9 protein-coding genes are annotated in these 15851 nt (G+C 76.7%); 7 read left to right on the top strand and 2 right to left on the bottom strand.

The window, feature by feature from the left end:
* Positions 1-40 precede the first annotated feature (40 nt).
* The 7 genes from AB0D08_RS26960 (at position 41) to AB0D08_RS26930 (ending at position 13420) form a co-directional block, all read left to right on the top strand.
* Positions 41-3145, top strand: coding sequence for an amino acid adenylation domain-containing protein (locus tag AB0D08_RS26960; RefSeq protein WP_359892364.1), 3105 nt, complete (start codon positions 41-43; stop codon positions 3143-3145).
* A complete protein-coding gene (locus AB0D08_RS26955; RefSeq protein ID WP_033822165.1) occupies positions 3142-4314 on the top strand; it encodes an acyl-CoA dehydrogenase family protein in 1173 nt (390 codons plus the stop codon). The genes AB0D08_RS26960 and AB0D08_RS26955 overlap by 4 nt, the downstream gene beginning before the upstream one ends.
* A gap of 28 nt (positions 4315-4342) precedes the next feature.
* Positions 4343-6187 (top strand): AMP-binding protein, encoded by a 1845-nt coding sequence (locus tag AB0D08_RS26950; protein ID WP_359892362.1) that lies wholly within the window; start codon positions 4343-4345, stop codon positions 6185-6187.
* Positions 6188-6246: 59 nt separating this feature from the next.
* A complete protein-coding gene (locus AB0D08_RS26945; protein WP_359892359.1) occupies positions 6247-8067 on the top strand; it encodes a non-ribosomal peptide synthetase in 1821 nt (606 codons plus the stop codon).
* Positions 8064-10931 carry a condensation domain-containing protein gene (locus tag AB0D08_RS26940; RefSeq protein ID WP_359892356.1) on the top strand — a complete coding sequence of 956 codons (2868 nt, stop codon included), beginning with the start codon at positions 8064-8066 and terminating at the stop codon, positions 10929-10931. Before AB0D08_RS26945 ends, AB0D08_RS26940 begins: the two co-directional genes overlap by 4 nt.
* Positions 10932-11257: 326 nt before the next feature.
* Positions 11258-12625 carry an FAD-dependent oxidoreductase gene (locus AB0D08_RS26935; protein ID WP_033818969.1) on the top strand — a complete coding sequence of 456 codons (1368 nt, stop codon included), beginning with the start codon at positions 11258-11260 and terminating at the stop codon, positions 12623-12625.
* Positions 12626-12769: 144 nt separating this feature from the next.
* Positions 12770-13420, top strand: coding sequence for a DUF998 domain-containing protein (locus tag AB0D08_RS26930; protein WP_359892353.1), 651 nt, complete (start codon positions 12770-12772; stop codon positions 13418-13420).
* 44 nt (positions 13421-13464) lie between these two features.
* On the opposite strand, the gene AB0D08_RS26925 is transcribed toward AB0D08_RS26930, so the two are convergent.
* Positions 13465-14691: a saccharopine dehydrogenase NADP-binding domain-containing protein gene (locus AB0D08_RS26925; RefSeq protein WP_033818970.1), complete on the bottom strand. Its 1227-nt coding sequence runs from the start codon at positions 14689-14691 to the stop codon at positions 13465-13467.
* 101 nt (positions 14692-14792) lie between these two features.
* The gene (locus tag AB0D08_RS26920; RefSeq protein WP_051811964.1) at positions 14793-15713 is read right to left on the bottom strand and encodes a phosphatidylinositol-specific phospholipase C; all 921 of its coding nucleotides are present in this window, start codon (positions 15711-15713) and stop codon (positions 14793-14795) included.
* Positions 15714-15851 lie beyond the last annotated feature (138 nt).

Genomic DNA, 15851 nt, shown 5'->3' with positions numbered 1-15851 from the left:
CGTCACCACCACTCTCGCCACAAGCAAGGGAAGACCACCCATGTTCGCTCTCTCCTCCTCGCAGGAGATCGTCTGGCTGCACGAGCAGTTGCTGCCGGGCAGCCGCGCCTACAACTTCACCGCCGCGCTCGACCTGTGGGGCCCGCTGGACCGGGCCGCGCTGCGTGCCGGACTGGCCGCCGTGATCGCCCACCACCCCGGCCTGCGGCTGGAGTTGACCTCCGACGACGGCGGCCTTCCGGACCAGCGGGTCCGCGCGGACGCCGAGGTCCGGCTGCGGGACAGCGACCTGTCCGGCGAGGCCGACCCCGAGGCCGCCTTCCAGCGGCTGCTGCGCGCCGAGGCCGAGGAACCGCTGGACACCCGCGAGGCGCCGTTGCTGCGCTGGCACCTGGTCCGGCTCGGCGAGGACCACCACCGGCTGGTGCACGTCGAGCACCACCTGATCCACGACGGGCACTCGTTCGCGATCCTGCTGCGCGACCTGTTCACGGTGTACCGCGCCGAGGTGCTGGGCGAGCCGTACCGGCTGCCGGCCGCCCCCTCGTACGAGGAGCACGCCCGGGCCGGGGCCGGGCGCGACCGGTCCGCGAGCCTGGAGTTCTGGCAACGGGAGCTGCGGGACGCACCGTTCGACCTGGTGCTGCCCGGCCTGTCCCGGCCCGGCGCGGTCCGCCGCCACCGCGGCGGCCAGCTGCGCCAGTCGATCGGCGCCGACCTCGCCGGGCGGCTGCGCGAGCGCGCCAAGGCCGACGGCCACACCCCGTTCTCCACCCTGCTCACCCTCTTCGGCGAACTGCTGCGCCGGCACAGCGGCCACCGCGAGCTGATGGTCGGCACCGCGGTCGGCAACCGGCCGGTCGGCTTCGAGGGCACCGTCGGGATGTTCGTCAACACCGTGCCGCTGCGGCTTCGGCTCGACCCGGCCGCGGGCGGGGTGGACAACGTCGACGAGGTGACCGACACCCTGCTCCGGGCACTGCCCCACCAGGACGTCCCGGTCCAGGAGTTGACCCGCTCGCTCGGTCTGCACACCAGTGGCGCCGACAACCCGCTGTTCAGCGTGATGTTCAGCGCGCACGACGCCGCCCTGCCGGAGGTCGACGCACCCGGCCTGGAGATCTCGCTGTACGAGGGCTTCAACACCGGCACCACCCGCTTCGACCTGGACCTGGTGCTGCTGCCCGACGACCGCCGGATGGTCGGCGAGCGCCAGGGCGTGGCCGGGATGACCCTGGTCTGGGACTACGACGCCGACATCTTCGGCGAGCCGGTCGCCGAACTGCTCGCCGGCCGCCTGCTCGACCTGCTGCGCGCCTACCTCGACGCCCCCGAGTCCGAACTGGCCGCCCTGGCCGCCGCCGAGGAGCAGCCCGCCCCCGCCGCGGCCACCGCCGCCGACCAGGCCGTGCTCGACCCGCTGAGCGGCCGCGACCCGTCCGCCCTGGCCGTGATCGCCGGCGCCGAGCGGCTGACCTACGGCGAGCTGGACCGCCGGGTCGCCGAGCTGGCCGGGCGGCTGACCGCCGCCGGGGTGCGGGCCGGCCAGCCGGTGGCGGCCGTGCTGCCGCGCGGGGTGGACAGCGTCGTCACGCTGCTGGCCTGCCTGCGCACCGGTGCCGTGTACGCGCCGCTGTCGCCGGAGGATCCGGCGGCCCGGCTCGGCCTGCTGGTGGAACGGCTCGACCCGGCGCTGGTGGTGGCCACCCGGCAGAGCGCGCTGGCGCTGCCGGTGGAGGGCCGTACGCCCGCGCTGCTGGACGGCCCGGCGTTCCCCGCGGCCGGCGACGCCGCGGTGCTGGAGGGCGCCGCGTACCTGATCCACACCTCCGGTTCGACGGGCGTGCCCAAGCCAGTGCGGGTCGGCCGGGCCGCGCTGGCCGGCTACGTCGCCGCGCTGGCCGGACGGTACGGGCTGGACGCGGCCGACCGGGTGCTGCTGTTCGCCCGGCCCTCGTTCGACGTGGCGCTGGAGGAGGTGCTGCCCTCGCTGGCGGCGGGCGCCTGCCTGGTGCTGCCGCAGCGTGACGTGCCGACCGGCCCGGAGCTGGTCGCCGTGCTGGCCGCCCGTGGCGTCACCGTCGCCAACCTGCCGACCAGTTACTTCCTCGCCGTCCGCGAGGAGCTGTCCGAGGCGCTGGGCGACGGCCGCTGGGCACCGCGGCTGCTGGTGCTGGGCGGTGAGCGGCTGCCGGCCGCCGCGCTGGCGGGTCTCGCCGAGCGCACCCGCGCCACCGTGCTGAACGCGTACGGCGTGACCGAGGCGACCGTCACCTCGACGGTGCACGAGGTCACCGCGGCCGATCTGGCCGGCTCGGCGGAGATCCCGCTCGGCACCGAGCTGCCCGGCACCCGGGTGCACGTGCTGGACGAGGGGCTGCGCCCGCTGCCGGCCGGCGGGGTCGGCGAACTCGCGGTCGGTGGCGGCGCGCTGGCCGACGGCTACCTCGGCCTCGACGAGGTGACGGCCGCCCGGTTCGTCACCGTGCCCGCGCTCGGCGGCGAGCGGGTGTACCGCACCGGCGACCGCGGTTTCCGCGACCTGGACGGGCGGCTGTGGTTCCTCGGCCGCCAGGACAACCAGGTCAAGCTGCGCGGCTACCGGATCGAGCTGGAGGAGATCGAGGCCGCCGCCTCGGCCGAACTCGGCGGCCGTTCCTGCGCGGTGGTGCTGGACCGCGAGTCGGCCGGCGGCCCCCGCCTGGTCGGCTTCCTGGAGGGCGCGGACCGGCCCGACCAGGCCGCGCTGCACGCCGCGCTGTCGCTGCGGCTGCCCGGCGGGCTGGTGCCCGGCAGCTGGGTCGCACTGGAGGCCATGCCGGTACTGCCCGGCGGCAAGCCGGACCGGGCCGCGCTCGGCCGGCTGCTCGCCGAACTGCCGGAGCCGGGTGAGGAGCCCACCGGAGCCAGGGAGTTCACCGAGCCCGGCCTCGCGCTGGTCGCCGGTGCCTGGCGGGAGGTGCTCGGGCACGACCGGTTCGCGGCCGACTCGCACTTCTTCGAGGTCGGCGGCCACTCGCTACTCGCCGCCCAGCTGGCCGCCTGGCTGGAGCCGCACCTGGGCAGCCGCCCGCCGCTGCGCGTGCTGTTCCAGAACCCCGTCCTGGCCGACCAGGCCCGCGCCCTGACCGGAGGCCGCTCGTGAGCTCCGCCCCTTCCGCCGTCCTCACCGAGGACCACCGCGAACTGGTCGAGGCCTTCGAGAGCTTCATCCGGCGCGAACTGGTCCCGCTGGCAGCCGAGTTGCCGGAGACCGCGGACCTGCCGCCCGCCGACCTGCGGGCGTACGTGCGCAGGCGCTCCGCCGCGCTGGGCTTCTACGCCGGCGACTACCCGGAGGAGCTGGGCGGCTCCGGGATGCCGTTCACCGCGGTGGTGCTGCTGCACCACGCGGCCGGGCGCAGCGGCTGCTCGCTGGCACCGTACGCGCTGGCCGGTTCGGACGGTCCGAGCCCGCTGCTGCGGCACGGCACCCCGGAGCAGATCGAGAAGTACCTGGTGCCGCTGGTGCGCGGGGAGTCGGCGCGCTGCCTGGCACTGACCGAGCCGCAGGCCGGGTCGGACGCGTTCCGGCTGACCACCACGGCGGTCCGCGACGGCGAGGGCTGGGTGATCAGCGGCCGCAAGACCTTCGTCTCCAACGCGGACCGGGCGGACCTCGCGCTGGTGGTCACCGCCACCGACCTGGGTGAGGGGCCGACCGGCGGGGCGACGGCGTTCGCGATCCCGATGGACACCCCGGGCCTGCGGATCGGGCAGCGCTACGACGGCATGTCCGGCGAGCCGATGTTCGAGTTGCTGCTGGAGCGGGTGCGGGTCCCGATGGCGGCCGTGATCGGCGGCGAGGCGGGCGTCGGGGCGGCGATGGCGCTGGCCATGGACAGCCTCTCGCGCGGGCGCCTGGTGGTGGCCGCGATGTGCGACGGCGTGGCCGAGTACGCGCTGCGCCTGGGCGTCGAGTACGCCCGGGAGCGGGAGGCGTTCGGCGAGCGGATCGGCGCCTACCAGCACGTGCAGGAGCACCTGGTGCGCAGCCGGGCGGAGGTGGAGGCGGCGAAGCTGCTGACGCTGGCCTGTGCCCGGCTGGTGGACGAGGGCACCGAGGCGCCGGAGAACGCGGCGCTGGCCAAGCTGACCTCGTCGGAGACGGCGGTGCGGGTGGTGGACCGGGCGCTGCAGGTGCACGGGGCGACCGGGTGGGTGCGGGGGCATCCGCTGGAGTTCCTGTACCGGTACGTCCGGATGATGACGATCATCGAGGGGACCTCCGAGGTCCAGAAGGTGATCATCGCTCGGGCCATGGGCCTGGGCTGACCGCCAACGACTGTTCGGAGAACACGACATGACTGTTGAACGATCCATCGTCCGCGGCCTGCCCCAGGGCGCGCCGGTCCCCGAAGCCGCCGTCCTCGACCTGTTCGGCGACTGGGTGCGCCGTACCCCCGACGCGCCCGCGCTGACCGACGGCGGGCGGCAGTGGAGCTACGCCGAACTCGACCGGCTCGCCGACGAGGTGGCCGGGACGCTGCGCGGCCGGGTGCGCCCCGGCGAGCTGGTCGGGGTGTGCCTGGACCATTCGGCGGCGCTGGTCGCGGTCACCCTCGCGGTGGCCCGGCTCGGCGCGGTGCACCTGCCGCTCGGTCCGCGGCCCGGCGAGCGGCGGCTGCAGGCCGTCGCCGAGAACCTGTGGCTGGGCTGTCTGATCGGCGACCCGGCGCTGCTGCCGCCCGCCTACCGGGCGGTGCAGCAGCTGCCGTTGCCGGTGCCGGCCGAGGGCGCGACCGCGGCGGGTGCCGTGGTGGCGGCCTTCGGGCCGTCGGCGGAGGGCGCGGCCGCCGCGCCGGAGGGCACGTTCTACGCGGTGCTGACCTCCGGCTCGACCGGCGTCCCGAAGGCGGTCGCCGTCGGCGAGCCCTCGCTGGCCGCGATGCTGCACTGGTACCGGGGGCTGACCGGGCTCGGCCCCGGCGACCGGCACAGCCTGCTGATCGGGGTGGCCTTCGACCCGCACCTGATGGAGCTGTGGGGGACGCTGACCTCCGGCGCCGCGCTGAGCGTGGCCCCGGACGCGGTGCGCTGGGACCCGGCGGCGCTCACCGACTGGTGGCGTTCGGCGGGGATCACCGTGGCCGTGCTGCCCACCCCGCTGGCCGAGCCGGTGCTCGACCTGCCGTGGCCCGAGGGGCTGGCGCTGCGTCACCTGTCGATCGGCGGGGACCGGCTGCGCCGGTACCCGTCGGCGCAGGTGACCGCGCACGTGCACAACGCGTACGGGCCGGCCGAGGCGACCGTGGTGACCAGTGTGCACACCATTCCGGCGGGTGCGGGCGGCACGGGCGCGCCGCCGATCGGTCTGCCGGTGCCGGGTGCGGTGCTGCTGGTCACCGACCCGGACGGGGTGCCGGTGCCGCGCGGCGAGAGCGGTGAACTGCGGGTCGGCGGCGGTCTGCTGGCGCTCGGCTACCTGGACGAGGAGCTGACGGCCCGCCGGTTCGTCGCGGCGCCGCCCGGGATCGAGGGCGTGGACCGGGTGTACCGGACCGGCGACCGGGTGGTGATGGGCGCCGACGGCGTCCTCGAGTTCCTGGGCCGGCTGGACGACCAGGTCAAGATCAGCGGGGTCCGGATCGAGCCGGCCGAGGTGGAGGCCGCGTTCGAGCGCGATCCGCGGGTGCGGCGGGCGGTGGTCGCGGTCCGCCGCGATGCGGCCGGCACCGCGCGGCTGCTCGCCTTCGTCCAGCCGGGCGACGCCCCGGTGCAGGGCGCCGACCTGCTGCCGGAGGTCCGCCGCTGGCTGCCCGAGCAGGCGGTGCCCACCGTGGTCCGGATGGTCGACGACTACCCGCTGGACGCCAACGGCAAGGTCGACCGGGCCGCGCTGATGGCCGCCGAGACGGCCGGCGAGGACGCGGACGCGAAGGACGCGGAGGACGCCGACGCGGCCACCGACACCGAGCGCACGGTACTGCGGCTGTGCCGCTCGCTGCTCGGGCGCGCGGACCTCGGGCCGCTGGACAACTTCATCGACGCGGGTGGCAACTCGCTGGCCGCGGCCAGGCTGCTGGTGGCGCTGGAGGAGGAGTGCGGCGTGCGGCTGCGCGCCCCGCAGCTGCTGCGCCAGCCCGATCTGCGGGCCCTGGCGGCGCTGGTCGAGGCCCATCGCCCGGAGCGCGTGCCCGTCTCCTGACCGCCCGACGTAGCAGGGCGCCCCGGCCGTGGGCCGGGGCGCCCGGAAGGGAACCACCCATGGACCTCGACCTCTCCCACCTGGGCGCCGTACCCGGCCTGGTCGCCCGTCAGGCCGAACTGCGGCCGCAGGCGCTCGCCGTGTCCGACGGCGACACCGTCCTCACCTACGCCCGACTCGTCTCCGCGGCGCGCGCCCTGGCCGCCGAGCTGACCGCGCACGGGGTCGGCCCCGGCAGCGCGGTCGGGCTGCTCGCCGCCCGCTCGACCCGGCTGGTGGTCGCCCAGCTCGCCGTCTGGTGGGCGGGCGGCCACGTCGTCCCGCTCGACCCGGCCCACCCGCGCCCGCGCACCGCAGGGATGCTGGCGGACGCCGGCGTCACGCTGACCCTCGGCGACAAGGCGCTGCTGGCCGAGGCGGGCATCCCGGCCGGCCAGGCGCTGACGCTGGACCTCGACGGTCTGCCGGAGGCGGCGGCCGGCGGCCCGGACCCGGCCTGCGAGGGCGGGCGCGCGCTCGCCCTGGTGCTGTACACCTCCGGCTCGACCGGCCGTCCCAAGGGCGTCGAGGTGCCGCACCGGGCCATCGCCGGCCTGGTGACCGCCCCGGACGCGGTCCGGCTCGGCCCCGGTGACCGGATGCTGTTCCACTCGCCGTCGACCTTCGACGCCTCCAGCTTCGAGATGTGGGCGCCGCTCGCGGCCGGCGCCGCGGTGATGGTCTCGCCCGCCGAACGTCCCACCGCCGAGGACCTGGCCCGGGACGTCGAGCGGTTCGGTGTCACCCACACCTTCCTGACCACCGCGCTGTTCCACCAGCTGGCGGCCCGGCGCTCCCGGGTGTTCGGCCTGCTGCGCACCCTGCTGGTGGGCGGCGAGGCGCTGTCGCCGGAGCACGCCGGCGCGGTGCTGCGGGCCTTCCCGTGGCTGGAGCTGGTCAACGCGTACGGCCCGACCGAGGCGACCACCTTCACCACGCTGCAGCCGCTGACCGAGGCCGGCTGCGCGGGCCCGGTGCCGATCGGGCGGCCGTTCGGCGGCGCGACCGTCCTGGTCCTGGACGAGCGGCTCGCGCCGGTCCCCGCCGGCGGTCGCGGTGAGCTGTGGATCGGCGGCACCCGGTTGGCGTTCGGCTACCTGGGCCAGCCGGAGCTGACGGCACAGCGGTTCCGCGAGATCCCGGGCGCCGGGCGGATGTACCGCAGCGGCGACCTGGTCTCGGTCCGGCCGGACGGCGCGCTGGACTTCCACGGCCGCGCCGACGACCAGGTGAAGGTCCGCGGTTTCCGGATCGAGCCCGGTGAGGTCGAGCACACCCTGCGCACCCACCCCGAGGTCTCCGAGACCGCCGTGGTGGTCCACCGGGCCGGTACGCCCGATGCGGCGCTGACCGCGTTCGTGGTGCCCGCCGACGGTGCCCGGCCGGCCGGCGACGCCCTGCGCGGGTACCTCGCCGAGCGGCTCCCCGCCCACCTGGTGCCCACCGGCTGGGCCGTGGTCGCCGCGCTGCCGCTGACCGGCACCGGCAAGGTCGACCGCCGGGCGCTGGCCGAGACCGGGCCGGACGGCGCCGCGCCGCCCGCCGAGGCGCCGGCGGCCGCCCTGACCCCGCTCGAGCAGGAGGTGGCGGAGGTCTGGGCCCGCGCGCTCGGCCACCCCGTCGAGCGGGCGGACGCCGACTTCCTGGCCGAGGGCGGGCACTCCCTGATGGCCATGTGGGTGGTGGACGACCTGCGCGAGGACCTCGGCGTGGACCTCACGCTCGCGGAGTTCTTCGCCCACCCGACCGTGGCCGGCCAGGCCGCCCTGGTCGAGCGGGCCCTGCTCGACGCGCTCGCCGACCCCACCGGGGCCGATGACCACCGCACGGAGAACCGATGACCGACACCGCCCACCCCGCCGCCCGCCAGGCCGACCTGCTGCGGCAGGCCCGCCTGCGGGCCGGCGCCGACCGCGCCGCGGACATCCCGCGCGGCCCCGCGGACGGCCCGGCCCCCCTCTCGCACGCCCAGCACCGGATGTGGCTGATGGACCGGCTCGGGCAGGCCGGCGCGCTGTACAATGTGCCGCTCGCGACCCGGCTGCGCGGACCGCTGGACACCGCCGCCCTGGCCGCCGCGCTCACCGCGCTGACCGCCCGGCACACGATCCTGCGCACCCGGTACGGGCAGCACGGCGACGACGCGCCGTACCAGGAGGCCGTGGCGCCGGCGCCCGTCGAGGTGCCGGTGCTGGACGCCCCCGACGACGCGGCGGCCGAGCTGCTGCGCACCGAGGCGGCCCGCCCGTTCGACCTGGCTTCCGGGCGGGTGCTGCGGGCCCTGGTGCTGCGCCACGGCCCGGCCGACCACACCGTGCTGATCACCCTGCACCACATCGCGGTCGACGGCGGCTCGCTGCCGCTCGTCGCCGGGGAGCTCGCCCGGCTGTACGCCGCCGGGGGCGCCGGCGCCGCACGGCCCGCCGAACCGGAGCTGCAGTACGCGGACTTCGCCCGCTGGGAGCGCGGACGCGACGGCGAACTCGCCGGTGAGGTGGCGGCCTGGGCCGAGCAGCTCGCCGGGGCCCGCCCGGTGCCGCTGCCCCGGCCGGCCACCCCCGCGGGGCCGCGCACCCGGGCCGCCCGGCTGCACACCGTACCGCTGCCGGCCGGGACCCTGGACGGCCTGCGGGCGCTCGGGCGGGCCCACGGCGCCACCCTGTTCACCGTGGTGCTGGCCGCCGCCTTCGCCACCCTGGCGCGGGCCACCGGCGAGGCGGACCTCACCCTCGGCTGCGCGTCGAGCCACCGCTCCCGGCCCGCGCTGCGCCGCCTGGTCGGACTGTGCGTCAACACCCTGCCGGTCCGCGCCGACCTGGGCGGCGACCCGGCCTTCGAGGAGCTGCTCGGCCGGGTCCGGGACGCGCTGCTGGCCTCCCAGCGGCGCCACGAGGTGCCGTTCGACCTGGTGGTGGAGCGGCTCGGGGCGGCCGCCCGCGGCCGGGACGGCTCGCCGCTGCTCTCGGTCACCTGCGACCTGGTCACCGCGCCGGGCGCGCTCGAGCTCCCGGGCCTGGCGGCCGAGGCCGTCGAGGTCGACCTCGGGCTGGCCAAGTTCGACCTCGGTCTGTTCGTGGAGGACGGCCCGCAGCCGCGCTGCCTGGTCCAGCACGACGCGGACGCGCTGGCCGGACCGGCCGGCGAACGCCTGGCCGCCGGCTTCGCCGCGCTGCTCACGGCGGTCGCCGAGGACGGCGGGCGGCACCTCGCGGAGCTGCCCGGCGAGCGGCTGGCGTCCGGGCACCCGGCCGAGGCCGCGCTGCTGGCCGACCCGCGGGTCCGCGAGGCGTACCTGCTGGAGCGCGAGGGGCTCGCGCCGCTGGCGTACGCGGTGGGCCGCGGTCCGGCCGGGGTGTCCGGCACCGAGCTGCGGCTGCGGCTGCGTTCGCTGCTGGCGGCCGGTCAGGTGCCGGCCTCGGTGACCGTGCTGGACGCGCTGCCGCGCACCGCCGACGGCGCCGTCGAGCCGGCCAGGCTGCCGGGCGCGGTGCCGAAGCCGCGGCCCGAGCCGGCGGCGGGCGACCAGCAGCGGACGGAGACCGTCCGGACGGCGTTCGGCGAGCTGCTCGGCACCCGGCCGGGGCCCGACGGCGACTTCTTCCTGCTCGGCGGCCACTCGCTGGTCGCCGTGCAGCTGGCCGAACGGCTGCGGCTGCGCACCGGCCTGCCGCTGACCGGGCTGGACATCCTGGAGCAGCGCACCCCGCGGGCACTGGCCGCGCTGCTGGACGCCCGCGACGCGGAGCGGCGCGCGGTGCAGGCCCGCCGCCCCGGCCTCGGCGCGGGGGCGGGGGCGGGCCGGCCGGTGCGGCCGGGCACGGTGCTGGTCACCGGCGCGACCGGCGGGGTCGGCGCGGCCGTCCTCCAGGAGCTGATGGCGCAGGGCCGCCCGGTACGGGCGCTGGCCCGCGCGGAGTCGGCGCACCTGGTGGCGCTGGACGGGGTGGAGGTCGCCGAGGGTGACCTGGCCGACCTGGACAGCCTGCGCGCGGCCGTCCGGGGGGTCGACGCGGTGGTCCACGCCGCCTGCACCTTCACCGCGCACGAGGTCGACGTCGCGGCGATGCGCGCCATGGTGGACGCCTGGCGGCACGGCAGCTTCGTGTTCGTCAGCAGCATCGACGCGTACGGGCGTCCGCCGGGCGTCGAGGTGGCGGAGGGCGCGCCGGCCACGCTGCCGGTCACCGCGTACGGCCGGGCGAAGCTCGACTGCGAGCGGATCCTGCTGGCCGCGGCCGGGACCGAGGGCCGCGGCGCGGGTACGGTGGTGCGCTCGCCCATCGTCTGGGGCCCGCACCGGCGGCTGCGCGAGCAGCTGCGCTGGGGCGCGACCGGGGAGCTGTTCCAGACCGCGCAGGCGGGCCGGCCGCTGCTGCTGCCCGACCCGCCGGCCGACGGGCACGCCTGGTACGGGGCGGCCTGGGTGCACGCCGCGGCCCTGGCGCGGGCCGTCACAGCCTGCCTCGACGACTCCGGCCGGGAGGCGGGCCGGGTGCTGAACGCGGTCGGCGGCCATGTCGGCTGGCCGGAGCTGGCCGCCGAACTGGTCCGGCTGCTGGGCTCGGCGAGCCCGGTGGAGCTGGGCGCGGGCGCCGACCCGGAGCTGGCCCGGCCGTGGCGCTACCGCTCGGACGCGCTGGCCGAGGTACTGCGCGAGGAGCCGGGCGAGGACTGGCGCAGCGTGCTGGCCGCGATGGTGCGGTAGGCCCGGCGGGCGCCGCCCCACCGGCCGTCTCATAGGGCGGCTCATAGGGCGGCGCACCGGCCGGTGCGGGCGCCGGCCACGATGGTGTCCTCGATCAGCGGCCGGGCGTTGGCCGGGAGGTCTCTCCCGTCCGCCGGTGGTGCTCCCGACTGGTGCTCCCCGCGTACGACGGCGCCGGGTCCGGGCCGGTTGTTCCCGCCCGGGCCATAGGTCGGCCCTATGACCCCATAGGGCCGGGTGCCCTACTGCACCGCCCGGGCTGCCGAGAGGGTGGCGGTCACGGTCGGCGGTCCTCCGGCCGTGTGCCGACCGAAGGAAGCGCCGCCATGCCTCGTCCCGTCCGGGTCGCCATCGTCGGGGCCGGCCCCGCCGGGATCTACGCCGCCGACGCCCTGCTGAAGTCCGGCCTCGCCACCGAACCCGGTGTGTCGATCGACCTGCTGGAGCGGCTGCCCGCGCCGTTCGGCCTGATCCGCTACGGCGTCGCGCCGGACCACCCGCGGATCAAGGGCATCGTGACGGCGCTGCACCAGGTGCTCGACAAGCCGCAGGTGCGGCTGTTCGGCAACGTCGGCTACCCGGACGACATCGGCCTGGACGACCTGCACCGGTTCTACGACGCGGTGGTCTTCGCCACCGGCGCCGACGCCGACCGCGAGCTCGACATTCCCGGCTCGGAGCTGGACGGCTCCTACGGCGCGGCGGACTTCGTCTCCTGGTACGACGGCCACCCCGATGTGCCGCGCAGCTGGCCGCTGGAGGCGGAGCGGGTCGCGGTGCTCGGTGTCGGCAACGTGGCGCTCGACGTCGCCCGGATCCTCGCCAAGACGGCGGACGAGCTGCTGCCCACCGAGATACCGCCGAACGTCCACACCGGGCTCATCGCCAACCGGGCCGTCGAGGTGCACGTCTTCGGCCGCCGCGGTCCGGCGCAGGCCAAGTTCAGCCCGATGGAACTGCGCGAGCTCGACCACTCCCCGACCATCGAGGTGATCGTCGACCCCGAGGACATCGACTACGACGACGGCTCGATCGCCACCAGGCGCGGCAACAAGCAGGCCGACATGGTGGCCGCCACCCTGGAGAACTGGGCCATCCGCGACGTCGGTGACCGGCCGCACCGGCTGTTCCTGCACTTCTTCGAGTCCCCGGTGGAGATCCTCGGCGCCGACGGCCGGGTCGCCGCGCTGCGCACCGAGCGGACCGGGCTGGACGGCACCGGGAACGTCACCGGCACCGGCGAGTACCGGGACTGGGACGTCCAGGCGGTCTACCGGGCCGTCGGCTACCGCTCCGCCGAGCTGCCGAAGCTGCCGTTCGACCCGCTGTCCGCGACCGTGCCGCACGAGGCGGGCCGGGTGCTGGAGGCCGGGGCGCCGCTGCCGTCCACGTACGTCACCGGCTGGGTCAAGCGCGGCCCGGTCGGCCTGATCGGCCACACCAAGGGCGACGCCAACGAGACGGTCGCCTGCCTGGTGGCGGACCACCGCGCGGGCCGGCTGCGCACCGCCGAGGTGCCGGCCGAGGAGGCCGTGCCGGCGTTCCTGGCCGAGCGGGGCGTGGAGTTCACCACCTGGGAGGGCTGGCTGCGGCTGGACGCCCACGAGCGGGCGCTCGGCGCCCGCGAGGGCCGGGAGCGGGTGAAGGTGGTCGCCCGCGAGGAGATGCTGCGGGCGGGCGCGGCGGACGCCTGAGCCGGCGTCACCCCGGCATCACCCCGGCGGGTGACGCCGGTTGTGGAAGCCGGTGACCCCTGGCAGCGTCGGTCCGACCGGTCCGATCACCGACGTTGCCGAGGGAGTCCCGTGCACCTGCCGCCCGCGCGTCGTCGAGCCGCAATGCTGCTGACCGCGGGGGCGGTGGTCTACAACGACTGGCCGCTCGAGTTCTTCCTGCCCACGGGCCTGGACCCGGCCAACTCCTACGCCAGCGAGCTGTACGCGGCGGACCAGCCGTTCCACGTGCTGTTCGGGGCCGTCGAGCTGGTGGCCGCGGCGCTGGTGGCGTCCGGTGCGCTGACCGCGCTGGCGGCCTGGCGGGGTGCGCTCGGGCGGGCCGGTTGGGGGGCGCTGGCGGGGTTCGCGGCGTTCTCGGTGGCCGACGTGATGGTGCCGATGCGCTGCGCGGCCTCGGTGGAGCCCGGCTGCGAGGTGGTGAACCCGTGGCACACGCTGACCAGTGCCCTGGTCCACTTCGCGCTGTTCGCCTCGATGGCGCTGCTGATCCTCGCCGCCCGCCGGGACCCGGCCCGGCTGCCGGGCGTCGCGCGCCGGGGGCCCGTCGTGCTGACCGCCGCGATGGCGACCGCCGTGGCCACCGTCGGACCGCTGTTCGGGTACCCGGGCTGGCACGGCGTCACCCAGCGCGCGCACCTGGTGCTGGTCGGGGTCTGGTTCGTGCTGCTGGCCACCGGGCTGTCGGCCGTGCCCGCGCCGAGGGTGCCCGCGCGCCGGCGGCCCGAGCTGCCCGCGCCCTCGCTGCGGAAGTGACCCCGCGGCCGCCCGGGCCGCCGCCGCTCAGCGGCCGGGAGCGCTCAGCGGCCGGGGGCGCCGGTGGGCGGGGTGTCCAGCACGGTGAACCGCAGCCCGGCGGCGCTGAGGCGGTCGATCAGCGCGGTGCCCATCGCGACCGCCGGGGTGACCTGTCCGGCGGCGGGCGGCAGGTCGTCGTATGCGAGGCTGAGCGCGGACTCGGCGAGCATCTTGGCCGTCTCGGTGTACCCGGGGTCGCCGCCCGACACCTCGGTGAGCAGCGGGGCCGCGCCGCTGCCGAGCGCCTGGCCCGCGAAGCGGACGGTGAACCAGGAGGCCGCCCGCTGCTCGGCGCTCGGCCCCGCGCCTGGCCGGTGCAGCCGGCCGAGCGCCGTACGCAGCGGCGGGACCTGGGCGGCGAGCGCGAGCAGGGCGAGACCGGCGCCGCCGCCGAGCAGCACCGGCAGCCGCTTGACCGCGGCGAAGTGCCCGTAGCGGAACGCCGGGCCGTAGTCCGCGCGGGCGGCCGCGGAACGGCCGACCACCACGGGGTCGATGGTGGGCATCGGCACGGCCCAGGCGAGGGCCTGCGGCGAGTACCGGATCCGCCCGGCGGAGGTGCTGATCCGCCGTCCGGCGGGGCTCGGCTCGGCGTCCCGGCGGGCCCGGGCGGCCCGCGCGGCCTCGCGCGGGCGGCCGATCGCGGACAGCGCCGAGGCGAAGGTCCCGCCGGAGAACATGCCGCCGGCCCGGACGAAGCCCCGCACCGAGACCGGCGCGTCCGGCGGCAGTTCCCCGCGCTCGCGCATCCGCTCCAGGGTGAACAGCACCCCGAGGTCGTGCGGCACCGAGTCGAAGCCGCAGGAGTGCACCAGCCGCGCGCCGGTCTCCACCGCCCGCCGGTGGTGCCGCAGGTACATCAGGTCCACGAACTCCGGCTCGCCGGTCAGGTCGACGTAGTCGGTACCGGCGTCGGCGCAGGCGGCCACCAGCGGCTCGCCGTGCCACAGGTAGGGGCCGACCGTGGAGATCACCACCCGGGCCGAGGCCGCGACCTCGCGCAGCGAGGCGGGGTCGGTGGCGTCGGCGGTGAGCAGCGGGAGGTCCGCGCAGCCGGGTGCCGATTCGGCGAGGCGCTTGCGCAGCGCCTCCAGCTTCTCCCGGTTGCGTCCGGCCAGCGCCCAGCGGCAGCCGGCGGGCGCGTGCGCCGCCAGGTACTCGGCGGTCAGCGCCCCGGTGAATCCGGTGGCGCCGAACAGGACCAGGTCGTACGGGCGATCGGCGTCCATGAACTTCCCTACCAGCCGGTAATGATCGGCCTCACGCTAGGGACGGGCCGCCCGCGGTGTCAACAGTGCGGAGCCGCGGGCGGCCGTGCGGCCGGGCCCGGTCAGCCGCCGAAGTTGAGGGCGTAGAGCCGGCGGACCGAGTCGGCGGTGACGAAGTCCATCGGCACCGTGCCGAGCACCGGGCGGGCGCCGTGGTCGAGGCCGCCGAGGTAGCCGTTCAGCCGGGAGCCCATCGCGTCGGCGGCCTGCCGCGGCCACAGGCCCCAGCCGGAGGAGGAGGTGAAGGTCAGGAAGAGCCGCTGGGGGTCGGTGGCCGCGCGGGCGGCGTTCAGGTGGGCGGAGGTCTCGGGCCACTTGCGGGAGGCGATCTCGAAGATCGTCCCGATGTCGTAGTCGTCCTCGATGTCGGTGAGCGGGCCGCCCCAGCCGATGCCCGGCAGGCCCGGGCTGTCGGCGAGCAGCACGATCCGCCCGCGGACCTCGCCGAGCTGCGGGACCCGGCTCTCGCCCCACATCAGCCCGGCCCATCTCGCCCGGTAGCCCTCGAAGACCGCGGCGAAGTCGGCCGCGGCGGCGGAGGAGTACTCCTGCTTCACCCGCATCAGCAGGGTCTCCTGCGGGTGTGCGGCGAGGAAGGCCTGGCACTGGTTGAGCACGTCGCCGAAGAAGATCTCCTGGAAGACCGGGCCGTGGTGGATCGCGAACACCCCGTCGATCAGCCGGCAGCGGATGTCGAGGAAGCGGACCCCGGCCGCGAGCTGGTCGGGCACCGAGAGGGTCTGGGTCTGGGTGATCGGGCCGCCGTGCAGCGAGCAGGTGTCGTGCGTCCCCGGTACGGTGAGCCGCGCCAGCGGGCTGCCGGACGGGAGCGCCGCCATCCAGTCCGCCCCACCGGGCACCTGGGCCGCGGCCGCCGCCGGGGCCGCCACGCCGGTCACCGCCCCGAGGGTGCCCGCCGCGCCGAGTGCCAGCACCGCCCGCCCGAGGGTGCGCCGGCTGATCCGCTGCTCCGTCAATCCCATGGCCACGTCCCGTCGTTGAAGCCTGACGGGCGGTGTCTCCGCATGATGAACGGCGCCTGCGGGGTGCTCAACGCCGTCCAGGTCGCCGAGTCCATGCTGGTCGCCGGGGGTGCCGAGCGGGTCCTGGTGACCGCCGCC

The sequence above is a fragment of the Kitasatospora sp. NPDC048540 genome (genome assembly GCF_040651175.1).
Classification (GTDB): domain Bacteria; phylum Actinomycetota; class Actinomycetes; order Streptomycetales; family Streptomycetaceae; genus Kitasatospora.
This window is presented reverse-complemented; position numbering and strand designations above follow the sequence as displayed.